This is a genomic window from Paenibacillus sp. BIC5C1 (assembly GCF_032399705.1).
GTDB classification, from domain to species: domain Bacteria; phylum Bacillota; class Bacilli; order Paenibacillales; family Paenibacillaceae; genus Paenibacillus; species Paenibacillus taichungensis_A.
Genome location: NZ_CP135922.1, coordinates 5344884 through 5367307 on the forward strand (window position 1 = coordinate 5344884; position 22424 = coordinate 5367307).

21 protein-coding genes are annotated in these 22424 nt (G+C 47.5%); 2 read left to right on the forward strand and 19 right to left on the reverse strand.

Features of this window, described 5'->3' with window-relative positions; all coding sequences use genetic code 11:
- Nucleotides 1-128: 128 nt before the first annotated feature.
- Genes RS891_RS23980 through RS891_RS23990 form a run of 3 tightly spaced genes read right to left on the reverse strand, consistent with a single transcriptional unit; the run spans nt 129 to nt 2307 of the window.
- The gene (locus RS891_RS23980) at nt 129-1334 is read right to left on the reverse strand and encodes a cation:proton antiporter (RefSeq protein WP_113053602.1); all 1206 of its coding nucleotides are present in this window, start codon (nt 1332-1334) and stop codon (nt 129-131) included.
- 3 nt (nt 1335-1337) lie between these two features.
- A complete protein-coding gene (locus tag RS891_RS23985) occupies nt 1338-1844 on the reverse strand; it encodes a cation:proton antiporter regulatory subunit (RefSeq protein WP_113053601.1) in 507 nt (168 codons plus the stop codon).
- On the reverse strand, nt 1834-2307 hold the full coding sequence (locus tag RS891_RS23990) for a GreA/GreB family elongation factor (RefSeq protein WP_113053600.1): 474 nt from the start codon (nt 2305-2307) through the stop codon (nt 1834-1836). The genes RS891_RS23985 and RS891_RS23990 overlap by 11 nt, the downstream gene beginning before the upstream one ends.
- A gap of 388 nt (nt 2308-2695) precedes the next feature.
- Here RS891_RS23990 and gdhA point away from each other — a divergent pair, with 388 nt between their 5' ends.
- Complete coding sequence (gene gdhA / locus RS891_RS23995; protein ID WP_113053599.1) at nt 2696-4072, forward strand: NADP-specific glutamate dehydrogenase; 1377 nt, start codon at nt 2696-2698, stop codon at nt 4070-4072.
- Nucleotides 4073-4272: 200 nt separating this feature from the next.
- Here the strand turns inward: gdhA and RS891_RS24000 are convergent, their stop codons facing one another.
- Nucleotides 4273-4815, reverse strand: a complete 543-nt coding sequence (locus tag RS891_RS24000) for an NADPH-dependent FMN reductase (protein WP_113053755.1) — start codon at nt 4813-4815, stop codon at nt 4273-4275.
- A 507-nt stretch (nt 4816-5322) separates the two neighbouring features.
- Between RS891_RS24000 and RS891_RS24005 the strand changes: the two genes are divergently transcribed.
- On the forward strand, nt 5323-6177 hold the full coding sequence (locus RS891_RS24005; protein WP_315793395.1) for a pentapeptide repeat-containing protein: 855 nt from the start codon (nt 5323-5325) through the stop codon (nt 6175-6177).
- Between the two features lie 180 nt (nt 6178-6357).
- On the opposite strand, the gene RS891_RS24010 is transcribed toward RS891_RS24005, so the two are convergent.
- The 15 genes from RS891_RS24010 to argH form a co-directional block, all read right to left on the reverse strand.
- Nucleotides 6358-7335, reverse strand: coding sequence for a diaminopimelate dehydrogenase (locus RS891_RS24010; protein WP_397386862.1), 978 nt, complete (start codon nt 7333-7335; stop codon nt 6358-6360).
- 144 nt (nt 7336-7479) lie between these two features.
- On the reverse strand, nt 7480-7626 hold the full coding sequence (locus tag RS891_RS24015; RefSeq protein ID WP_157258407.1) for a hypothetical protein: 147 nt from the start codon (nt 7624-7626) through the stop codon (nt 7480-7482).
- Nucleotides 7627-7676: 50 nt separating this feature from the next.
- The gene (locus tag RS891_RS24020; protein ID WP_315793397.1) at nt 7677-8660 is read right to left on the reverse strand and encodes an alpha/beta fold hydrolase; all 984 of its coding nucleotides are present in this window, start codon (nt 8658-8660) and stop codon (nt 7677-7679) included.
- Nucleotides 8661-8932: 272 nt separating this feature from the next.
- The gene (locus RS891_RS24025; protein ID WP_113053596.1) at nt 8933-9688 is read right to left on the reverse strand and encodes an exodeoxyribonuclease III; all 756 of its coding nucleotides are present in this window, start codon (nt 9686-9688) and stop codon (nt 8933-8935) included.
- A 105-nt stretch (nt 9689-9793) separates the two neighbouring features.
- Nucleotides 9794-10528 (reverse strand): alpha/beta hydrolase, encoded by a 735-nt coding sequence (locus RS891_RS24030; protein ID WP_113053595.1) that lies wholly within the window; start codon nt 10526-10528, stop codon nt 9794-9796.
- Between the two features lie 37 nt (nt 10529-10565).
- On the reverse strand, nt 10566-11588 hold the full coding sequence (locus RS891_RS24035) for a FecCD family ABC transporter permease (protein ID WP_113053594.1): 1023 nt from the start codon (nt 11586-11588) through the stop codon (nt 10566-10568).
- A complete protein-coding gene (locus RS891_RS24040; protein ID WP_315793398.1) occupies nt 11581-12588 on the reverse strand; it encodes a FecCD family ABC transporter permease in 1008 nt (335 codons plus the stop codon). The genes RS891_RS24035 and RS891_RS24040 overlap by 8 nt, the downstream gene beginning before the upstream one ends.
- 24 nt (nt 12589-12612) lie before the next feature.
- Entirely contained in the window at nt 12613-13617 is a 1005-nt protein-coding gene (locus tag RS891_RS24045) for an ABC transporter substrate-binding protein (protein ID WP_315793399.1), read from the reverse strand.
- A gap of 117 nt (nt 13618-13734) precedes the next feature.
- Nucleotides 13735-15378 carry an AraC family transcriptional regulator gene (locus RS891_RS24050; protein ID WP_315793400.1) on the reverse strand — a complete coding sequence of 548 codons (1644 nt, stop codon included), beginning with the start codon at nt 15376-15378 and terminating at the stop codon, nt 13735-13737.
- A 109-nt stretch (nt 15379-15487) separates the two neighbouring features.
- Nucleotides 15488-16312 (reverse strand): alpha/beta hydrolase, encoded by an 825-nt coding sequence (locus RS891_RS24055; RefSeq protein ID WP_315796416.1) that lies wholly within the window; start codon nt 16310-16312, stop codon nt 15488-15490.
- Between the two features lie 241 nt (nt 16313-16553).
- Complete coding sequence (locus RS891_RS24060; protein WP_315793401.1) at nt 16554-17414, reverse strand: carbohydrate ABC transporter permease; 861 nt, start codon at nt 17412-17414, stop codon at nt 16554-16556.
- A gap of 25 nt (nt 17415-17439) precedes the next feature.
- A complete protein-coding gene (locus tag RS891_RS24065; RefSeq protein ID WP_315793402.1) occupies nt 17440-18384 on the reverse strand; it encodes a carbohydrate ABC transporter permease in 945 nt (314 codons plus the stop codon).
- Nucleotides 18385-18411: 27 nt separating this feature from the next.
- Complete coding sequence (locus tag RS891_RS24070; protein ID WP_315796418.1) at nt 18412-19758, reverse strand: sugar ABC transporter substrate-binding protein; 1347 nt, start codon at nt 19756-19758, stop codon at nt 18412-18414.
- A gap of 66 nt (nt 19759-19824) precedes the next feature.
- A complete protein-coding gene (locus tag RS891_RS24075; protein ID WP_113053588.1) occupies nt 19825-20769 on the reverse strand; it encodes an amidohydrolase family protein in 945 nt (314 codons plus the stop codon).
- Between the two features lie 18 nt (nt 20770-20787).
- A complete protein-coding gene (gene argH / locus RS891_RS24080; RefSeq protein WP_315793403.1) occupies nt 20788-22296 on the reverse strand; it encodes an argininosuccinate lyase in 1509 nt (502 codons plus the stop codon).
- Nucleotides 22297-22424: the final 128 nt, after the last annotated feature.

Here is a 22424-nt window from a genome sequence, read left to right on the forward strand (position 1 = left end):
GCCACACCAAGGAGAGGATATCCCCCAAGCAGTGTGGCGTGAACGGTTAATCAATGGATTAGATTCAATATGTGTTTGCATCTGTGTACTAACCTACGCTGAAAAGACGTGGCAAACAGATGCATCATTCATCCCGTCTCTTTCCCCCTCATTCTTTTCCTCAAGCGAACATATTGACTGTAGATCCAAGGTGATTCTTTCGTCAGAATCGGGCCAAGCACTGCAAGAATCAATACGTATAACACGGCAAAAGACTGAATGGATGCCATCAGGCCTCCTGCCTTGCCGATGTTCGCCATAATGATGGAGAACTCTCCACGGGATACGAGTGTGAATCCCACATTGAGAGAAGCCTTGGGAGTCATCCCAGAGAGTCTGCCAGCGATCATGCCCGCACCATAGTTGCTGGCAATGGTCAGAATAACGGCAATCACGGTCATTCCTACGGCCCCGCCAAGGGTCGAGGGTTCAATCGTCAGGCCAAAGCTGAAAAAGAAGATGGCCCCAAAGAAATCTTTGAACGGCATAATTTGATGCTCAATTCGGCTGGCATGTCTCGATTCTCCCAGAACCAACCCCATCATTAGAGCTCCAATCGCCTCGGCTACATGTAGCGTTTCCGAGAAACCCGCCACCAGAAAGAGCAGTGTCATAACCGTAAGCAGAAATAACTCGGATGACTTGATGTTGAGTGCCTTATCAATATACTTGATGCATTTCCTGCCTATAATCAGAAATAGCACAATAAAGAGCAGCGCAGACAGGGATACGAGCAAGACGCTGAGGAATGAGGTAGCCCCACTAAGTACAAGCCCCGTCAGAATCGAGATATGGATGGCGATGAACAGATCATCAAACATGATCATGCCCATAATAATCTCCGTCTCGGGGTTCGCCGTGCGCTTTAGATCGACGAGTACTTTAGCCACAATAGCTGTGGAAGAACTCGTCATAATACCACAGACAACCAACGTTTCCTTGAGTGGCAGTTCCATGAACCATCCCAGCAGCAGACCGGAAGCAAAATTTAGTCCAACGTAGAACATACCTCCGGTCAGAATGGCTTTGCCTGACTTCATCAGGCGGGAGACCGAAAATTCCAGTCCCAGATAAAAGAGCAAAAACAGAATACCCAGCCTGCCCATAAATTCAATAAATTCCGAGCTTTCGATAAAACGCAAATCCACAATGCCGATCTGTGGTGCATGCGGTCCAACAGCCATACCAATCAGAATATAGAAAGGAATGACCGAAAATCGTAATCTTGCAGATATTAGCCCCGTAAGTGTAATCAGCGCAACGGCAATTCCCACTTCGAATATGAGCATATCCATAGGCTAGAGCCGCCCATTGGATAACAACTGTTTTAACAGTTTGATCTGATCCCGTTCACCAGCGACAACAACCGTAGCCCCCGCGGTAAAGGTATAGTCCGGACCTGGATTAAACTGCTTCGTCCTGTTCTTCTCCACCACAGCCAGAATAACTGCCCCTGTTGCCTGGCGAATATTAAGTTCTCCGATCGTTCTTCCTATGCTCTCTGAATGCGGCTCAATACGGAGCCACTCAATTAACAGTCCTTCCAGCATAACTTCACGCTCATCCTGAAAGGTTGGTTTGTACGTCATGCCACCGACAATAGCCGCAACCGCACGTGCCTCATCATCATCCAGTGTGACCAGTGACACCATGTCTCCCAGTTCTTCAGGCGAATCGCCTGATTCCATGTGAAACAGGTCACGTCTCTCATCATTATGGATGACGATGACCAGATGCTCACCGCTACGTGTGTGCAGCCAATATTTCCGTCCAATTCCCGGCAAATCCGTCTCTTTAAAGTGCATGATCTGCACCCCCAGTGGACATCCGGTTCAAGGATTCATTGTTTAACGTAATATCCGTAATGCGTACTCGCATGGAGCCAGCCGGTATATTAATCGACCTCACTTCCCCCTTGAGCCCAAGCAATAATTGCCGCCCCACTGGGGAGAGGAAGGAAATATGCCCCGCATCCGGGTCCGCGTCATCCGGCATCACAATGGTGAATGAATCAGATGTATGGAAGTCGACGTACTCAAAACGGATCAAACTACCGATAAGTACCACCGAGTCCAGAGCTTCATCCGAACCAAGGAGCAGCTTCTCCACACACGTCGTATAGTTCGCGAGCAGCCGTTCCATCTGCGAACGTTCCGGATCACGCACGTCAAAATAGGCGTCGAGAAATGTTCTTTTCTCTTCACCGAATATAATGAGCTGGTTCACCAGCATTTCTCTGCAATTTTGAAAGGAGGTCCTATGGTTCATAATAGATCTCACCTCCTATACAAGCCCTGTTCTCCATGTTGATTCGCATGTTTTTCTTCATCATGTTGTTCTCCTCCTTCATATAGATAAAAAAACCACGGATACCGCGGTCTTACTACCATCTTACCAAAACAAATTTTTTAATCCAGCTATTCCGTTAACTTTGCGTTTTATAACGATAAAAATGGCGTTAATCCAGCTTCCAAACTTAACCTTTACATCATATGACAGATCCATAGAAGATTTTAATAACGTCATAAAAAACATTTTATGGGTTTTCATCTCGTATTTTTATTTTGTTTCCTGTATATTTAACTACAAACTTTTATGCAATTTATACAAATAGCCATCCCAAGACTTTAACACAATAAAGGAGTGCATTGAAAAAGTGTCGACTATAACTAAGGATTCAACTCAAGTAACTGCCGCAGAGTATGTTCATTCCGTTTACGAATCGGTTATCGCCAGAAATCCACAGGAAAGTGAATTCCATCAGGCTGTCAAAGAGATCCTGGACTCGCTTATTCCTGTCATTGCAGCTCACCCGAAATATCGGGAGAATGGCTTGCTTGAACAACTTGTTGAGCCAGAACGTGTCATTACGTTCCGCGTGCCTTGGGTAGATGATCAAGGCAAGGTACAAGTAAACCGTGGATTCCGTGTTCAGTTCAACAGCGCAATTGGGCCCTACAAAGGCGGACTTCGTTTTCACCCTTCCGTTTACTCGGGAATCGTTAAATTCCTGGGGTTCGAACAAATTTTCAAAAATGCCCTGACTGGCCTGCCAATCGGTGGTGGTAAAGGTGGTTCCGACTTCGATCCAAAAGGAAAATCAGATCTGGAAGTCATGCGTTTCACTCAAAGCTTCATGACTGAGCTGTACAAATATATCGGTTCCGATGCGGACGTACCTGCCGGCGACATCGGTGTAGGTGCACGGGAAATCGGTTATATGTTCGGACAGTACAAACGCATCAGTGGTGGACACGAAGCTGGCGTACTCACAGGTAAAGGATTACTGTACGGAGGAAGTCTTGCACGTAAGGAAGCTACAGGATTCGGATGCGTGTACTTTGTGAAGGAGATGTTGGCGTCCAAAGGACTGAGCTTCAAGGACAGCACGGTGGTTGTCTCCGGTTCGGGTAATGTATCCATCTATGCCATTCAGAAGGCTCAGGAGCTTGGAGCTCATGTTGTGGCGTGTAGTGACTCCGGTGGTTACATCTATGACGCTCAAGGAATCAATCTGGATACCGTAAAAAGATTAAAAGAGGTTGATCGTCTGCGGATCAGCGAATATGTCAAAGAGCATCCACATGCCGTTTATACCGAAGGCTGTGAAGGCATCTGGTCTATCCCTTGTGATATCGCGCTGCCTTGTGCAACGCAAAATGAAATCGACGAACAGGCTGCTGCATTGCTCGTGCAAGGCGGAGTTAAAGCGATCGGTGAAGGAGCAAATATGCCTTCCACTCTGGCTGCAATTGACGTTTTCCATAAAGAAGGCGTTCTGTTTGGACCAGCCAAAGCAGCTAATGCTGGCGGAGTTGCCGTGTCCGCACTTGAAATGTCGCAGAACAGCATGCGGTTGTCCTGGTCATTTGAAGAAGTGGACGCCAAGCTGCATGACATTATGTCGAACATCTACACTAGCTGTGTTCAGGCAGCGGATGAGTACGGCTGTGCAGGCAACCTGCTTGCCGGAGCGAACATCGCTGGTTTCCTGAAGGTGGCAGATGCCATGCTCGCGCAAGGTATCGTCTAGTCCTTCAGATGGCATTACTCTCTGCATTACAGAACATCTGCTTTACAGAATAACTTAAACGATACATCTTATCGCACAGATATAAGCAAGGGCAGTTCTCCATTTGGGAGAACTGCCCTTTAACATTGATATAACAGACGATGGTTACTTGAATCGCAGTGTCGGTCCCTCTGTAAGGAAGACAATAACTCATATATTACTTACGAACGTACCGTTTTTAGAGCACCACTCCACGAAAGCACCTGATCCAGCATGCCGTTCAGATTGGTCAAATGCAGATCAGCCGGTTTAAAGGTCGTGCCGTTCTCAAAATCGGTAAACAGCGACAGTGCCGGATGAACACGAACATCTGCAACAGACAATTCGCCAAGAATGCCCCGAAGATGTTCTGCCGCGCGTGCACCACCTACGGAACCATAACTTACAATGCCTGCCGCCTTGTTGTTCCATGCCTCACGTGCGTAATCCAGTGCATTCTTCAACGATGCAGAGATACTATGATTGTATTCCTGAACAATAAATACGAACCCGTCCAGGCTTGCCAGCTTCGTATTCCAAGCAGTCGCCTGCTCCGTTGCATCCGCCTCTCCCAGAAGCGGAAGCTTGTAATCAGCGATATCCACGATCTCGTAGTTTGCGTCACCACGTGCATCCGCAATCTGTTTTACCCATTCTCCAACCTGTGGACTCAAACGCCCTTCACGTGTACTCCCAAGAATAATTCCAATGTTAAGTTTCGACATCGTTTGTTCCTCCTCTTGTGTGTTGTTGTTTGTTTTCCCGAATAATTTATCCATAAAACCCATGTTCACACCATCCTGTATCCGCTTGGTTTGATTTATTCTGTTAATATTGATAATAAGTAATTAAATTCATTTAGTCAAGTAACTTACATAAAGTTTGTATATATTTTTTTTAATTTTTCTTTATCATACAAATATGGTTATGAATTTATTCTACATAAGATAAGAGTTCAATAAAAAAAGTGGTTTTCCCGTTTACCCGAAAAAACAGCCCTCGGCGGAAATCGCTATTCAGTCCATTCATGCCAAGGTTGTCTTTCTGGATAAAGCGTTTGAACATGTGGATGCGAACGTGGAGCGCAGATCCTGCATGCCGATTGCTGCCTCAAGTCCATTCTAGCCTACGCTTTCTTCGCTACTATGCAGCATATTGATCGAAATCCAGCCTGATGGTAAAGTTGTACTAACCTTAAAATAGCATTCTTTTTAATAAAAGGAAGTGTACAAATGACTAACCAAGCATTCAGTAGCAATCAGGCTACTCTGCATTTAAGCGCAGACTGCGAGCAATGTTTTGGGCTATGCTGTGTCGCCTTGCCGTATGGCAAGTCCTCAGACTTTGCTTTTGATAAATCCAGCGGTACCCCCTGTTCCAATCTCCGTACCGATAACCGTTGTGGCATCCATACACAGCTGCGACAAAAAGGGTTCAAGGGCTGCACAGTCTACGATTGCTTCGGGGCTGGTCAGAAACTATCACAGATTACATATGCGGGCAAGGATTGGCGTAATCATCCGGAATCAGCTGCTGAAATGTTCGATTGTTTGCCTGTCATGAAGCAGCTTCATGAGATGATGAGCTATATCATTGAAATGCTACAGCTGCCGGAAACATCATCCATCCATGCCGCGTTGAAGGACGTATATCGGGAAACGGAACGACTGACCAATCTGAAGCCATCTACCATATTACGTCTCGATATTCCCTCACATCGGGCGATGGTGAACGAACTGCTTGTACAGGCCAGCGAGATGGTGCGGGCAAAGGTCCCAGCTTCGGATAAGGGTCCTTCCAAATCGAAGACCAAAAAGCGTACCGGAAGAGACTTTCTAGGGGCCAATCTTAAAGGCGCTGACCTTCGGGGTGCAAGCTTTAGAGGTGCCTTAATGATAGCTGCTGATTTACGAAACGCAGATATGAGAAGCACCGATCTAATTGGGGCCGACTTGCGGGATGCGAATCTGGGTGGGGCCGATCTGAGAGGCAGCATCTTTCTGACACAATCCCAGCTCAACTCGGCAAAAGGCAGTGCAGATACCAAGTTGCCGGATCATTTAAACATTCCCTCACACTGGCTGTAGGGAAGACTGTCTCCACATGAGTTACGAGTATGAATCACTATGAACAGCTCATGAATATGCACTGATTCGTTTGTACAACAAATAGCTCGTCCCTCTTTTAAGAGGGACGAGCTATTTGTGTTGTAATACATTTTAGATCTACATGATCAGAACTTACAACTGCGGTAATGAATTAACGGACTACAGCAAGTCGCGGCGAAGGTCCTCAGCTGATTTAGGAGACAGGTGACCGAGTGGGATATCAAATACCGTCTTGGCCCCTTTGTGCCCTTCCAGACTCAAACGTTGTGCGGCTCTTGCATAAGCCACCAGCACACTTGCGGTAAATTCAGGATTGCTGTCGAGCTTCAGACCAAATTCAATAATTTGTTTCTGGCCTGCGCCTGTAACTCCACTGCGAATGACAAACCCACCGTGCGGCATGCCTTCATGCTCAGCCTTCAATTGCTCTTCAGTAATGAACGTCACCGTTGTATCGTAATCCGAGAAATAGTTAGGCATGGATACAATCGTTTCACGAATCTCGTCCTGATTTGCACCAGCTTCTGCAACTACATAACATTGACGCAGATGCTTCTCACGTGTGGTCAATTCTGGTGTCTCCCCAGCACGAATGCTGTTGATTACTTCTTCAACAGGTACAGTGTATTGCACACCAGCCTTAACGCCCGGAACACGACGGATCGCATCGGAGTGACCTTGGCTGACCCCTTTACCCCAGAACGTGTACTCTTTACCCTCTGGCAGGATCGATTGGGCAAGCAGTCGGTTCATTGAGAACAAGCCCGGGTCCCAACCTGTGGAAATGACGCTCACATGGCCACCTTGCTCTGCCGCAGCGTTAACTTCTTTATAGAATTCAGGAATTTTGGCATGTGTATCGAAGCTATCCACCGTATTGAACAATTTTGCAATTGCAGGTGTCTGCTCCGGAAGATCAGTTGCCGAACCGCCACACAGAATCATCACATCAATTTTGCCTATGTATTGCTCAGCAGCAGAGATGTGCTCAAAACGAACCTCCGTACCTTCTGCAACCATCTGCTCCGGGTTACGACGTGTAAATACAGCAACAAGCTCCATATCCGTGTTTTGAGTAATAGCTTTCTCTACACCTTTGCCCAGATTTCCGTAACCTACGATACCAACTTTGACCATGTTCAATCCTCTCCTGTCTTCATCTATAGTTGCCTACTTTATCTAGTATAATGATATAACATAACATGTAAATTGTCAGGTATCCAGTTTGAAATAAAAATACCTTGCATGCAGAGCAGCAAGGACTGATATATTCCATTTATTCTAATCACGTCCAACCGAATGGATAAACGGTATGGCATCTACGGAAGAAGTAGCAAACAAGACGGAAACGGACAACACCGTTAGAGACAACAGACAACTTGCCAGGAGTAAGGAAAGGAATCTTGATGCGGTTCTGATCTTTTTCATCCATCCTACCTCCTCATCCTGTTTGCTATATTTTGGCTGAATTATGTTCTTCATAGTTCACCGGACCGCTTCACTAACTCCAAAATTTCATTGGCGACAATATCCGGCTGACTGTTATGAATATCGTGTTTGGCGTGTGCTACAGTGACCTGTGTCCCTTGACTGGACCATGAAGCAAAATCGGCCTGATCTGCCTGCCATGACCGGCTACCTTCGCTTGGTTTCTCTGAACCGGCCGTCAGAATGGTTAGCGGGAAGGTGAATTCCTTTTTATGCTCCAGGATATGGGCTGCGTTCGTCTTGGAATTGCGCATCTCTCCAATCACGTTGTCATTGTAAGCATGCATGAGTGTGGATATGGTGGCTGCCTTTCTCATTGACTCCGTAACGAGATCCGGGTTAACGACCATAGATTCCGTAATCCGATCCGAATGTAGCAATGTACGCACAATTCCTGTTTTCACCAGAAGACGGGCTGAATCGAAATACCAATCCGATTGCTCCATAGCCACAGTGCTGTAATATTCGGGACTTCCTCCATCGATCATGACCATGCCAGCTACCTCATCGGGATACATTTGTGCGAATCGCACAGTCTCCAGCGATCCGAGAGAATGACCTACCATGATATATGGCGGACGTTGGCCGGATACTCGCAGCAGTTGATGGATCTCCTCCGTAATGGTATCGATATCACGTGGCCGATCCGTATAATCGCTATACCCGTAACCGAACCGATCATACACCGCAATTTTCACCTGGGATTTCAACTTGTTATACAATGGGCTGAAATCAACGTACGGATTAGGCGTACCCCAGCCTGAAGCGAGAACGACTGTCGCATTTCCTCTTCCCGTTGTATAGAGATGCATGTTATGTCCGCTCACCTCATACATCTTGCCCGGTGCAGTATAAGATTTCATGTCCTGTGTCGACTGATAAGCCTCGTACGCGGTTCCTGCCAGCAGCAAAAGTCCTGTTGCCAGCATCAGGCCACCCAGCCCTTTCAAACCTCTCCGTAACCCCTTCTTCATCGTTCTCTACCCCTTACCCGAATCATCTTCTATATGTATTCTTCAATCTTACCCAAGTACGGGTGGAAACGGAACGATCCCGGGTCCAGTTCTTTCCCCAACCTAAGTCTAGTTCCATCCCCCTACCCGCAGCATCAAAAATACCATTGAGACCTGTACCAAAGGGAAGATAATCATATAGACAACGTCAAATAACCGCAAATTCCCGTTAACGGAAACCTGCGGTTTTGATGATATTCATTTTGTAAAAAGGCAAATACACCCTCTGCAATCTACAGTTGCAACGTGAGACCCACCGGGCAATGATCACTGCCCATGACATGGCAATCAATATGTGCATCTGACACCTTCGGAGCAAGCTGATTGGACACCAGAAAATAATCGATTCGCCATCCAACATTACGCTCTCTTACCTTGGGCATGTACGACCACCAACTGTACACATCCGTGCGATCCGGGTACAGATGGCGGAAGCTATCCACATATCCGGCAGCCAGCAGGTCGGTCATCTTGCCTCGCTCTTCCAGCGTGAATCCCGAGTTGCCCAGATTCGGCTTCGGATTCTTCAGGTCGATCTCCTGATGGGCTACATTGAGGTCACCACATACGATAACCGGCTTGGTCTGCTCCAATTGCAGCACGTACCCTCTGAACCGATCCTCCCATTCCAAACGGTAAGGAAGTCTGGTCAGATCCCGCTTCGCATTGGGGGTATATACGTTGATTAGATAAAAATGATCAAACTCTAACGTAATCATTCGGCCTTCCGGTTCGCTATCTTCCTCTATCCCGTACCAGACAGATAACGGCTTGATCCGGGTAAATACGGCTGTGCCGGAGTATCCTTTTTTTACAGCATAATTCCAGTATTGATATACGTCTTCTCCCAGATCCATCTCGATCTGTCCTGCCTGCAGCTTAGTCTCCTGTACACAGAAAATATCGGCCTGACTCTCGTTATAATAATCCATGAATCCCTTGGTGACACATGCCCGCAATCCATTCACATTCCAGGACACCAGCTTCATATCCTCATCTCCTCACATCTCCCCAATATAGCATGGGCGAATTCGGAAGGACAAGCTGAGGTGTGACGATATCGAAACAGAGTGAGCGCTTCCTAAGCCATAAGCTCACTCATACAACCAGGATAATGCTTCGGGCAGATGCTTGGCAAAGAACAATAGATCATGCGTTCCGCCCTCTTCCTCCACGTAATTCAGCCGCTCAGCAGGATAGCCCTGGGCCAAAATCATGCGACACGCGGAACGTGTATTTTCCAGCATTTGTGCTTGGGCATTAGCCTTGTACACACCTTCCAGACTCCCAACGTACATATACAGCTTCAAGCCACGGCGTTCAGCCCATGAATATTTACTCATATAATCGAGGAAACCTTCATACCACATTGAGGCTGATAACGCCCCAACCTTTCCAAAGATATGAGGGAATTCCATCGCCGCAAACAGAGAGATCAGCCCACCGAGCGAACAGCCAAGTATACCTGTATTCTCTGAATCTGCAAGAGTACGGTAAGACGAGTCCACATACGGCTTCAGCTGCTCAGTGATCGCCTTCAGATATATGCTTCCCTGACCGCCAAAGGCCGAAAAGGATGCATGCAGCGCTGGTACAGGCCATGGTGTATAGTCATCGTTGCGATTGTGAGGTTCAATACCGACCAAAATCAATTCAGGCAGTTTTCCGGAGCGAAAGGAATGATCCAGAAGATTACTGCAGGCTTTGGCTACCCCTCCTCCATCCTGAATATAAACGACCGGGTAATGACGATCTCCCTCTGTGTAAGATGGCGGAAGCAGCAGATGGAGCGTCCAGCCACCAACCGACTCCTGTACCCATTTGCTCATGTATCGAACCCTTCCCTTCTGTTTCAAATCTGGCTTGTTACATTCGGTTTTTGAGCAGTAAAAAAATGAAATAAGGAACACCAATAATGGAGATGACGATGCCCACAGGCAGTTCTGCCGGGGCAAACACCGTTTTGCCGATTAGATCCCCTACAACGACCATCGCCATGCCAACCAATCCGGATATCGGAATGACCCGTTTATGGTGAAGCCCCACCAGGCGCCGTGCAATATGAGGAGCGATTAACCCAACAAATCCGATACTCCCAGATACGGCAACACAGGCACTAACGAGCCCAACACTGCCCAGTAACAATATTTTTCTCTCCCGATGCACATCCACGCCGAGTCCCATGCTGCTAGCCTCCTGCAGCTGCATGACATCCAGCACACGGGATTTAGCCCAAAGCAATGGAATCAGCAGAACCAGCCATGGAATCATCGCCGATATGTATCGCCAGTTGGCATTATAAATGCTGCCTGTCAGCCAGACGGTAGCCATCTCAAAATCGGAGGGGTTCATTTTGAGGGAAAGGTAAAGCGTAATTGCACTAAAACCTGAACCGATGGCAATCCCGACGAGAATGAGCCTTTGGGAATCCAACTGACCGCGCTCCTGTGCAAACCACAAGATGAGAACGACTGCGGTTAACCCACCTACCAAGCCAAACAATGGCATCGCCATTATGGATAACCATCCTGTACCCGTTATGGACCCGTGAAACAGAAGCATAAAGAGCACCATTGCTGTTCCGGCGCCGGCGTTAATACCAAGCATGCCGGGGTCAGCCAGCGGATTGCGCGCGATGCCCTGAATCACAGCTCCGGCAATCCCGAGTCCCAGGCCAAGCAGTAATGCAATGACAATACGCGGCAGTCTGAAATCAAAAATAACGAGATCATGCTCATGGACAGGGTCCAACCGCAATAACGTTTTGACCACATCCATCACCGATATGTCAAACGCACCGTTGGTCAAACTGATATAAACGGCTGTTGCAATGATTATTGCACTTATGAAAATGACGAACCATAATCTTCCCCGCTGCGCTTCAGGCATGTTTTCCCCCTCCTTTGGTTTTGATCAGATAAAGGAAGAAGGGAACGCCGAATAATGCGGTGACGACTCCAATTGGTGTTTCGAACGGAGAGTTAATGAAACGGCTAAGGATGTCACACCAAGCCAAAAAGAACCCGCCCAATACAGCGGAACACGGAATAACCCAGCGGTAATCCACCCCGAAGAGAAATCGGGTAATATGCGGAACCAACAAACCGACAAAAGCGATTTTGCCCGCCAAAGCTACAGATATTCCAGTCAGTATAACCACACTTAGTATTGATAAGGCCTTAACCCATCCGGTACGCTGCCCCAGGCTTGTTGCCACATCATCACCCATCGACAGAATGGTAATGGACTTGGAAAGGATGATGGCTATCGCCAGTCCTACTACAGCAAATGGAATAATCAGCTTAATCATGCCCGGGTCCATCTGATGCAATCTGGCGTTATACCAGAAACTGATTGTTTGAGACACCTGATAATAGGTAGCCACGGCCTGAGATACACCACCGAGGAATGTACCGATAATTGTGCCCAGAATGGCAAGCCGAACAGGCGACATGCCGCCTGGCAGTAACCAGGCTATGAAGAATACCAGTCCTGCTCCTAGTGCCGATCCCGCCAAAGAGTAAAATATAAGGCCAAGGGATGTCGTATTCGGCAAAAATACCATACATAAGGTGATGACCACTACAGATCCATCGGATACCCCCATAATGGAAGGGGATGCAAGATAATTTCTTGTCATCCCCTGCATGAGTGCACCTGACACCGCCAGAAAAGCCCCGATCAATAGAGCTCCAATGACACGTGGGAGCCGGGATGACACGATAATCTGGTGATCGATGCTCTCTGTATCAAAATGAAAAATGGCTGCTGTGATGGTCGAAACGTCAATGCTCTTGGCTCCGTACATGACCGATGCCAGAATGGTAACTGCAATGAACAGAGGTGCTGCTGCGAACAGCACCACCGGATTCAATCTTCTTTTATGCATAGGAGTATACACGCCTTGCTCTAATTATTTGGATAACTGCTCAACGGCTGCTTTCAGGAATTCAATACGACTCCAGGCCGGACCACCTTCAGCCAATGGATCAATGACATTGACAAAAGCATGATTTTCTTTCAGCGCAGTTGTCTTCTGGATAATCGGGTTGTTCTGCAGATCTGTCAGGGCATTCGGGGTGTCGGAGTTCTCGGATGTCTCAAATTGTACAAACACGTAATCCGGGTTCATCTCTGCAAACTTCTCCACCGAAAGTGCTTCCTGTGCTTTGGCTGCCTGAATCTCGGCCGGAACCTGGAATCCAAGGTCTCCATACAGGATCGGATTCACAAAGACAGACTCAGGATACACATACATTTGTCCGTTACGAATACGTACTGCCAGCACTTTTTTGTTTTCCAGTTTGTCCCCAAGTTCAGCCTGGGCAGTAGTCAGAGCAGCCTTATACTGTTCAATCTCCTGTTTGGCCTGTTCCTGCTTGCCTGTCAGCTCAGCCAGCAGATTCAGGTTAGACTCCCAATCTGTAGCAATATGAGACACCTGGATAAACGGCGCAATTTTGCTTAACTGCTCGGCCACTTCAGGCTTAAACTTCGTGGAACCCAGAATAATATCCGGTTTCAGGGACAAAATGGTTTCAAAGTTAGGCTCAATCTTCTGCCCAATGGACTCAGCCTGATCCGTGATAGAAGCATACATCTCCGGGAATTCGCCGCCAAAAGTAATAGCCCCTACCGGATGTACATCAAGAACCAGTGCATCCTCCATGGCTTCCATGGAACCGGTAATTACAATACGGCTAACCTCTGTAGGAACCGTGTACTCCTGATCTAAGTATTTAATGGTGCGTGTGCTGCCTTCAGCTGCCTCAGCTGTATCCGTTTGATCGGTCGTTGCCGTGGTTCCGGTCGAAGCCGAATTCTCAGCAGTCCCTGACGCGTCCTCTTTATTGCCGCACGCTCCCAATACAGCGAGCATACATATCATGACCAAACATAACCCCAATTTCTTTCTCATCTCTGGTGATCCCCCTTCAATTTCGATTATTCTAATTGAGAATAATAATCATTATTGAATGATAAACAAGATTGACCAACAGAACCATGGACTCTGTCCTGAATCTCTATGGATTTTTCACCGATAGCGATCCATCAGATCGTCCAGGATGCGTTCGTTGGCGAGGGGCGAGTTCTCAAGCCAGGGATCAGCCGGGATGATGAACAACCGGTTATTCTGAACAGATTTTATATTTTGCCACAAGGAGGTTTTCTGAACATCCTCCCAGAAGGATAACGTCTCACTCTCCTGACATACCATCAGAAATATCCAATCGGTCTGCATTTCATCCAGTTGTTCCAGTGTAATCGGCTCGTTATATATCTCCCCTTCTTCACTGATATGGGCTGGTTTGACTGCCAAATCTCCATATAACACTTCCAACATGGAAGGTGAACAATAACGTGTGAACTGATGTTTTAACAAACGGACAACGACAACCTTCTCGCTGCCAAGCTTCTGCTGCATCATCGTTTTGACCTGATCCGCCTTATGATCATAAGTTTCCAGCCAACTCTTGGCATCCTGCTGTGCCCCCAGATGTTCAGCCAGAATCTGAAGCTGTGATCGCCAGTTGTGATCTGAGACTGTGAGGTAATGAACCGGCGCAATACCTTCAAGCTGTGCTTTCTCCTCAGGTCGCAAGTGGTCGTAACTGATAATCAGGTCTGGCTGATGCTCCTGCAGAGCCTGAATTTTGGATTGCCATTCCATGTCAATCCGATAGGCACTCAGATGCACAGGGATGTCTTTACCATACATTCGATAATAATACGACGTCCATTTCGGGTGCAGCGGTGCCGCATAGGGAATCATGTTCAGGGCTAGCAAATGTCCTGTAATCGCAATGTGATAAGCGGCAATTTTACGGCGGCGACTGTTCATATATACCGAAGGGGATATTCCCATGGCTTTTTTAAATTTGCGACTGAAATAAAATTCGTCCTGGTATCCAACCTGATGGGCAATATCCCGCAGACGCATTTCAGTACCGGCCATCAGTTGCTTCGCCCGGTTAATGCGGAGTGAAGAGATATAATCGGTTGTACTCATTCCGTATCTTCGCTTGAACAGGTCCACATAATATTTCGGACTCAGCCCGGCCATGCCTGCCAGATATTCCACGGTTAGATTCTCATTGGAATGCTCATCGATATAATCTTTGGTACGCTGGATCATCATCTGGGAATCTTCCTTGAGCGGAGGTGATGCTTCTGTAAGGCTTGCGAGCAGTTGGAGAAACTGCACATGTGCCTGAAAATGCCCCATGGCCCTGCCACTATGCCACAGGTTGTGTATTTCTTCGCACATAAATGAGAGCTGAACGGTTGGAGACACCGCCAGCTCCTTGCCAGATCTGAACATCGGGGTATCTTTAACCACATGCAAGGTGTCAGGATCATCATGCAGCTCTTGATAAAGATCAAACCGCATGATCGTTACTTCGGCTCCTTCATCTCCGAAAGAAGTCAGCCCAAAAGTGGATTCGGGTACACAGGAATAAACGCCTTGTGCATGGATATGGATAGACCCCCGATCCAGTGTCAGTAAGGCTTCACCACCTGTGACCATGACAAGCACATAAGATGAGGTATGCTGCTGGGGAATGTTCCAGTCTGAAGTGGATTTCATTTTCTCTATATCACGCAATTTTATAGTCAATCTGTCGAGTGCATACGCGGAATCCATTTCTTGATTCGTATATATGTTAGGGGAAATCATCTATTTACAGGCCTCCATTTGATAACCATTCTCAATAACTATTAATCAGTATATCAAATTTTCGGAGGCCCCCGCATCTACTACTTCTTTCATAATCGTGCTAATCCGTTCAATCTCTGGATGCAAATCGCAGTGCCCTGCTGATCAACACAGGTAATACTGAGACGTGACCCTCATCTTCAAAACAGATAAAATCAGCGCGGACTCCACTTGCATCGGAATGGTTCAACCATTCGGTAAACGCTCGGGAACGTTCAATTACCCCGCTGGGATGACTCCCCTCCAGTTCTCCTGCTGCAAGTAAAACATGAATTTCCGTCCGGTTATCCAGCAAACGGGAAGCAAACGTCTCTTGCTGCTGGGCGATCCATGCCGAGTTCCAATGAAGAGACGGACTACCTGCAATGTAATTTCGGTAGGTTCCCGGACGTTCCAGTAACAACTGCAAAACAAATAATCCGCCCAGCGAGTGCCCCACAACGGATTGTCTGCTCCGGTCGATAGGATAGCGTCGTTCAATATCCGGCTTCAATTGTTCCTCGATAAACAGGGTGAATGCTTCAGCGCCGCCATGCTCCGGCCAAGTTGCTCCATCCGGTATCCGGGGTAATTCCCCTTCGGGAACCGACATCATAAAATCATAGTGCCTGTCCGGTGGAAAGGGTTCCCGGACTGCATACCCAACGCCAACAATAACTGACGGCACAACCCCGGTCTTCTCCGGGCGTAAAGATTGTACACGCATGGCCTCAACCATCGTACCAAACACCGCATTGGCATCCAGCAGATAGATCACGGGATATCCTGAAGCTGGCGGGGTACCCTCCGGCACCCAAACTCTGATCTCATACTCTCTTTCGGTCTGTTCTGCACGCATGCGGTAAAAGGTTGTTCCCGGCAACGTTACCTCTGGTTCTGTTCCGTCATGTCTCATCACTTGTTTCAATAAAGATTCCTCCTGGTTGCTACGGCTGTAGTCTCCGATTATATCCAAGGTCGGTCCGGCCTTCCATGGACGAATCACCCATTTCCATATGGAAAATGCACCGCTTCATTGCACGTATGACCTTTTCATTTTTATGTAATAAAACAAACCGGACCCCTGACGGGGTAACCGGCTTTGTTTTGTATTGTAGTGTTCTGTTTTTCTATAAAAAAAGTCCGACGCTTTAATGCTATTTGAGCCCTGTTGTAGCAATGCCACGAATGATCTGCTTCTGGAAGCACAGAAAGAGAACGATCAATGGCAGAACCGAAAGTGTTGCTCCAGTCATAATCTGCACCCAGTTGCTGCTGTCCTTGGCCTCGCTGGAGAAGAAAGCCATGCCGACCGGAATCGTAAACATCTCCTCACTCTGCGTAATAATAAGCGGCCAGATGAATGAATTCCAACTGCCCAGGAATGTCAGAATGCAGAGGGTGGCAAACGCTGGTCTAACCAGCGGAACAGCAATCCGAAGGAAAATGCCCCATTCTCCCATGCCATCCATTCGTGCCGCGTCCAGTAATTCCAAAGGAAGGGATTCCATGAATTGCTTCATTAGAAAAATGCCAAACCCGGATATTAAACCTGGAAACAAAATACCCCAGTATGTATCCATGCCGTTGAAACTGCTGGACACAAGATACCATGGAATAATCAGCATTTCAGTCGGCACCATTAATGTACTCAGAATGAGTACAAAGATAACCTGTTTCCCCCAGAAGGTAAATTTGGCCAGAATGTATCCCGTAATGGAATCAAATACGCAAACGCTCACGGTGGCAATGACGGCTACATATAGGCTGTTCAACATCCAGCGGGGAAATGGGGTTCCCTGAAAAATGGCCGCATAATTGTCCCATGTGACTCTGGAAGGGATGAGGCTTAGAGAGTAGATTTCATCCAGCGTCTTGAACGACGTCGATATCATCCATAGAAACGGAAACACCATCAAACCAAGTCCGAGCGTAAGTAAACCATAACTGATCAGTGAACCGGAACGTTTCCAGCGGAGCGTTGTTCGGGTATCGGCCCATGCGGCAGTTCTGCTCATGCTTGAAAAGCACCCTCCTTTCCTTTTACTCCTGTTGAAAACGGCTACCCAGCACTTTAAGCTGAACCAGTGTCAACATGAGTATGATGACAAACAGAATGACTGTGGCTGCCGAAGCCAGACCCATATCAAAACTCTTGAAAGCCAAATTGTATATATGAAGCACGACAGATATGGTGGAGTCCAACGGCCCGCCGCCAGTCATATTCAGCACCTGGGTAAAGGATTGCAGGAACCCAATGCTTGCCATGACGACGGAGAGGAGCATAACCGGGTTCAACAGAGGGATCGTAATATGCACAAAGCGCTGCCAGCCCGTGGCTCCGTCTATGGCAGCCGCTTCATAATACAATTTAGGGATGTTTTGCAGGCCCGCCAGGAAAATGAGCATCTGAAAGCCAATATTCTGCCATACCATCACCGCAATAATCCAGAAGATGGCCTGTGAGGGCGAATACAGGAAAGATTGCGGACCAAGGCCCAACTCAATAAATAGAGCATTTACAATCCCGTTCTTCATTAGCAGCCACCGGAATATCCAGCTTACCGCCACTACACTGGTTACATACGGAATAAAGTAGGCCGTCCTGAACAGTCCGCGCAGCTTCACCACTTGCTGGAGAAGAAGAGCCACGATTAATCCGGCAATCAACTGTGCAGGTACACCAACAACGACGTAAATTCCTGTGTTCACCAGCGACTTAAGAAACAGAGGGTCACTTAGCAACGTAGCATAATTATCAAAGCCCACAAAGGGTTTATCCGGTGACAGCATGCCCCATTCGCGAAAGCTCACGTTAAAGGAATACAGAATCGGCAAGATGCGGATGACTACAAAATAGATCAGCGGAATCAACAAACCGCCATAAATGAATAACCGCTGTTTATGTCTGTAATTGAGTCTTCCTATTCCCGATCCGAACCATAAACGCCGTTTCGGCCGCGAAGGGATCACTCCGGTACTCCTCATAGCTGCGCAGCCTCCTTGAATGAGAGCTTATTTTTTCTTATCCTGTTTCGCCCAGTAGTCGTCATAGAGCTTCTGGGTTTTGGTCACCAGATCATTGAAAGCCTGCTCTTCCGGCACATGATTAAGCAGCACCTCATCCACAGCGTTCACAAACAATGTACGCTCCTGCGTCTCATCAATGAAGAAGTGGGCATTGGCATCGTTCAGTTGGGAGATAAAAGGGCCAAGCAGCGGGTCATTCACATACTTATCCTGAAGAGCGACTTCTTTCTGTGCAGGAAGTTCACCGACCTTCTCCACCCATTGTTCCTGAACGCCCTTGCTGATCAAAAACTGCAGGAATGTTGTCGCTGCTTCCAACTTCTCTCCGGTAACATTGGCCGGTATCGCATTGGCCCAGAATGAAGCCTGTGTGGATTTTCCTTTATAACCCGGCAGCGGTGCGACAGCAAAATTCAAATCGGGTGCGTCTTTTTTGATAGATCCCAATCGATATGAACCATCCACGTTAATTGCAGCATGGCCCGTTTTGAATGCATTGGCATCATCGGTGTAAAATCCGTTAATGCCCACCTTATGCACAGTTGCAAAATCCACCAGATATTTGAATGCTTCAAGCCCTGCGGGTGTATCATTCCACAGAATTTTCCGACGATCCTCGCTCGTATCCTTGCCTCCTGCTTGATATAACAATCCGTCTCGGAACCAGTGATGAAGCTGGGAACCCGGTTCCCACGCGAAACCCTCTGTCACCAACTGGCCGTTTTTGTCCGTTTCCGTTAATGCCTTGGCATCCGAGACAAGCGCTTCCCAAGTCGTCGGCGGTTTGTCGGGATCAAGTCCAGCCTTGGTGAACAGGTCCTTGTTATAAAACAACCCCAGCGTTCTCACGCCTGTAGGCAGAGCATAATAGCTTCCATTTAATTTGGCTGTATCTACAAAAGGGAAAAATGCCTCTGCGATGCCGGGAAAGCTGCTTTCAGGCAGCGGCTGTAAATAACCGGATTGCACATATTTGGGCAGCCAGCCGTAATACAGATTGATGACATCCGGTCCTTTTCCAGCGGGAACAAGTGTAGCCACCTTTTGATTGTACTGGTCGTACGGAAAATTGGTTTGTTTGACTTTGATGTTGGGATGTTCAGTCTCGAATTCCTGGATTAAGGTATTGATCAGTTCAACCTTGGCTGGAAATTCGTACTGCCAGTACTCAATCGTGATGGGCTCCGTCTGATCACCCGAAGCTGTAACAGCTACTGAACCGGACTCTTCAGATGGCTTGGTTGAACAAGCTGTAATGCTCAATAAGAGTAAACCTGCAATCAATAATTGCAGGGTCTTGCTTGGTCTGAATGAAAAGTAACCAGATTCCATCAAGTGAAGCCACTCTCCCCTCTTTTGCAACAAAAAGTGTTATACCCCGTTCTTTATTTCCTTGACTTACGCGTTGATGGAACCGACGGCTTTGCCAACAGGCAGCTTCAATAAACGCCTTGCGTTATTTCCGAAAATGAGTTCAATGTCTGCTTCAGGGAAGCGAAGTTCACGGCATACACGCACCTGATCCTGCAAATAACGATAGGGATAACCACGTGGAAATCCGCTTGCATCCGTTCCAAAGATAATTCGCTCCGGACCCAACAGTTCGTAGGTTTTTCGAAATAATATCTCCAGATTCAGCTCGTATGGCATCCAGCGTACCCACTGATTGGAACCCGATGTGTCGATGTAGACGTTAGGGCAGCTCCAGCTTAGATGAAGCAGTTCCTGGAAATAGCCTGCGCCAAAATGAGGGATAATGAACGGAATATCCGGGTAAGCACGGGCCGTGTTAAAGATGGCAAGCGGATTGATGTTGGGATGATGAACGATGCCTCCGGCATGACCAAGCATGCCAAAATGAATCAGGACAGGCAGGCGGCGCTCCGCAAGAAACGCCCACACCGGATCAAGCGAAGGGGAGTCAAAGGGAATCTGGGTGAGGGGACCAAACAACTTATATCCTCGCAATCCGAGCTCATCAACCGCCCGACGAAGCTCTATGGATGCATCTTCATTTTCAATGGGATGATAGGCGAAGCCGGTAAACCGATCCGGGTATATGGATATTTGTTCAGCCAGATTGTCATTATCCAGAGCTGTCAGAAAGTTAAGTCCGGCAATATTGTATTTGTCCAATTCATCTACCCACCGTTCAATTAACGGCCGTGCTGCTTCCTCTCCCTGCTCCTCCACCGCCGGGAAATCCCAGGTTAGTCGCATTCGCTCACTTCGTTCCTTGCCATATCGCGTCACCAGTTCGTGGTTTTTATATGAGGAAAACAAAAGTTTATAAGGCAGATGGGCATGGATATCAAAAACTCGAAAGTCAGGATTGGAGAACATTGATTTTGCTCCTTCCGTTTAGGTTTGGTTAAGCCAACCGTTTAGAATTAAATCCAGATTCGCATCTACGGAACGGAGTTTATTGGTGGTGCCGAGACTCCATTGTTCCTGTGTGTCAAGACGGAGCGATTGAGCCTCCAATGCTCTTGCCACTTCCTCCGGATTCGGTCCACCACGCACATGCCGAATGTGTACAAAATGCTCGGGAGATATTGCTTCCTCTAATTGCTCAAAGGTTAGGGCAAGCGGCTTGGCGGCAATCTCCTGAATCGCTGTATTCACAACATCCCAGTTCAATCCCGAAATGGAAGTACCGGACTCAGTCAGCTGTGTTACAATGCGGCTCACGATGGAATGAGCTTGTCGAAACGATAATCCTTCTGTGCGAACCAATGTATCTGCAAGTTCGGTAACCGTGGCGAAGCTATGCTCTGCCCGTTCACGCAGCAATGACACATTGACCTTAAGGGTATCCATGACTTCGGACAGCAAGCGGTATACAGATCCAAGCGTATTCAGACTTCTCCATATATAGGGCTGCATATCATCTTCGGTATCTACAATGTCGCCAAAGGGCGTGTTATGCATCATATTAAGCGCAGTTGCTGCATCCCCTTTGGCACTTGAAAGGAGTGAACGGGTGTGTTCAATCGATACCGGATTCCGTTTTTGCGGCATGATGGAACTAATCTGAACGTAAGGGGCAGCTACAATTAATGCACCATATTCCTGTGTGCACCATAACAGCAGATCCTGAACGAAACGCCCCAGATTGATAGCTGCAAGCTGGGCTACAGAGGCGGCTTCACCTGCATAATCCGCACCGCTGACGGCATCATAGGCATTCTCAATAATGCCATCAAAGCCAAGCAGTTCTGCGGTCCGGCCTCGACAGACCGGAAATCCAGAAGTGGTGAGCGCAGCCGCACCAAGACTGCTGCGATTGCAGCCTGCATAGGCGGATCTCAACCGATTAAGATCCCGTTCAAGGGAATCACTAACGGCACAGATGTAATGGGCAAGTGTTGTCGGCTGGGCTTGTTGGGTATGCGTGTGAGCAATCATGAGGGTATTGATATGACGTAATGCAAACTTTCTTAGGCTTCTGTGTAATAACAGCCCTGAGGAAATCGTTGAGTTCAGCTTCTCCCTCAGCACCATACGATACATGGCAATTCCCATATCGTTGCGGCTTCTGGCTAAATGCAGATTCCCGACAGAGGGTCCGCCGAGCTTATCTAGTTCAACTTCAACTTGGTAGAACAAATCTTCAACGTGGGAGGAATATTCGCTCGTTCGGAGCCCATCCACATCCAGACTTTGTATAGCCGAAGCGATATGGCACGCCTCTTCTTCCGAAATGATGTGTTGCTCACGGAGCATAATCAGATGTGCTTTGTTTACGGCCATCATGGGGTTCAGCAGATGCTGTGTGGCCTGATTATAGGCGGGTTTAAGTACAATTTCGGCATAGGTTTGACTGGGAAAACCAGACGTTTGTGTTGGATTCGTTGACGTTGACTTCACCTTCCTTGTTCTTCATCTGAATTTACAGAGATCTGAAATACCGACTAATCAGGTCGGAATGTTTAGTTCAAAACTCTACCACTATTTTGGTATACATACAACTTTATCCTTAATCAATTTTTTCTATT

Excerpts from the sequence above, each read along its gene's own strand:
- RS891_RS24005 (WP_315793395.1), top strand. The coding sequence starts at position 5,323 with ATGACTAACCAAGCATTCAGTAGCAATCAGGCTACTCTGCATTTAAGC.
- RS891_RS23985 (WP_113053601.1), bottom strand. The coding sequence starts at position 1,844 with ATGCACTTTAAAGAGACGGATTTGCCGGGAATTGGACGGAAATATTGG.
- RS891_RS24045 (WP_315793399.1), bottom strand. The coding sequence starts at position 13,617 with ATGAGAAAGAAATTGGGGTTATGTTTGGTCATGATATGTATGCTCGCT.
- RS891_RS24030 (WP_113053595.1), bottom strand. The coding sequence starts at position 10,528 with ATGAGCAAATGGGTACAGGAGTCGGTTGGTGGCTGGACGCTCCATCTG.
- RS891_RS24055 (WP_315796416.1), bottom strand. The coding sequence starts at position 16,312 with ATGAGACATGACGGAACAGAACCAGAGGTAACGTTGCCGGGAACAACC.
- RS891_RS24010 (WP_397386862.1), bottom strand. The coding sequence starts at position 7,335 with ATGGTCAAAGTTGGTATCGTAGGTTACGGAAATCTGGGCAAAGGTGTA.
- RS891_RS24075 (WP_113053588.1), bottom strand. The coding sequence starts at position 20,769 with ATGTTCTCCAATCCTGACTTTCGAGTTTTTGATATCCATGCCCATCTG.
- RS891_RS23980 (WP_113053602.1), bottom strand. The coding sequence starts at position 1,334 with ATGGATATGCTCATATTCGAAGTGGGAATTGCCGTTGCGCTGATTACA.
- RS891_RS24025 (WP_113053596.1), bottom strand. The coding sequence starts at position 9,688 with ATGAAGCTGGTGTCCTGGAATGTGAATGGATTGCGGGCATGTGTCACC.
- RS891_RS24070 (WP_315796418.1), bottom strand. The coding sequence starts at position 19,758 with ATGGAATCTGGTTACTTTTCATTCAGACCAAGCAAGACCCTGCAATTA.
- RS891_RS24060 (WP_315793401.1), bottom strand. The coding sequence starts at position 17,414 with ATGAGCAGAACTGCCGCATGGGCCGATACCCGAACAACGCTCCGCTGG.
- RS891_RS24000 (WP_113053755.1), bottom strand. The coding sequence starts at position 4,815 with ATGTCGAAACTTAACATTGGAATTATTCTTGGGAGTACACGTGAAGGG.
- RS891_RS24065 (WP_315793402.1), bottom strand. The coding sequence starts at position 18,384 with ATGAGGAGTACCGGAGTGATCCCTTCGCGGCCGAAACGGCGTTTATGG.
- RS891_RS24015 (WP_157258407.1), bottom strand. The coding sequence starts at position 7,626 with ATGAAAAAGATCAGAACCGCATCAAGATTCCTTTCCTTACTCCTGGCA.
- RS891_RS23990 (WP_113053600.1), bottom strand. The coding sequence starts at position 2,307 with ATGAACCATAGGACCTCCTTTCAAAATTGCAGAGAAATGCTGGTGAAC.
- RS891_RS24020 (WP_315793397.1), bottom strand. The coding sequence starts at position 8,660 with ATGAAGAAGGGGTTACGGAGAGGTTTGAAAGGGCTGGGTGGCCTGATG.
- RS891_RS24050 (WP_315793400.1), bottom strand. The coding sequence starts at position 15,378 with ATGATTTCCCCTAACATATATACGAATCAAGAAATGGATTCCGCGTAT.
- RS891_RS24040 (WP_315793398.1), bottom strand. The coding sequence starts at position 12,588 with ATGCATAAAAGAAGATTGAATCCGGTGGTGCTGTTCGCAGCAGCACCT.
- RS891_RS24035 (WP_113053594.1), bottom strand. The coding sequence starts at position 11,588 with ATGCCTGAAGCGCAGCGGGGAAGATTATGGTTCGTCATTTTCATAAGT.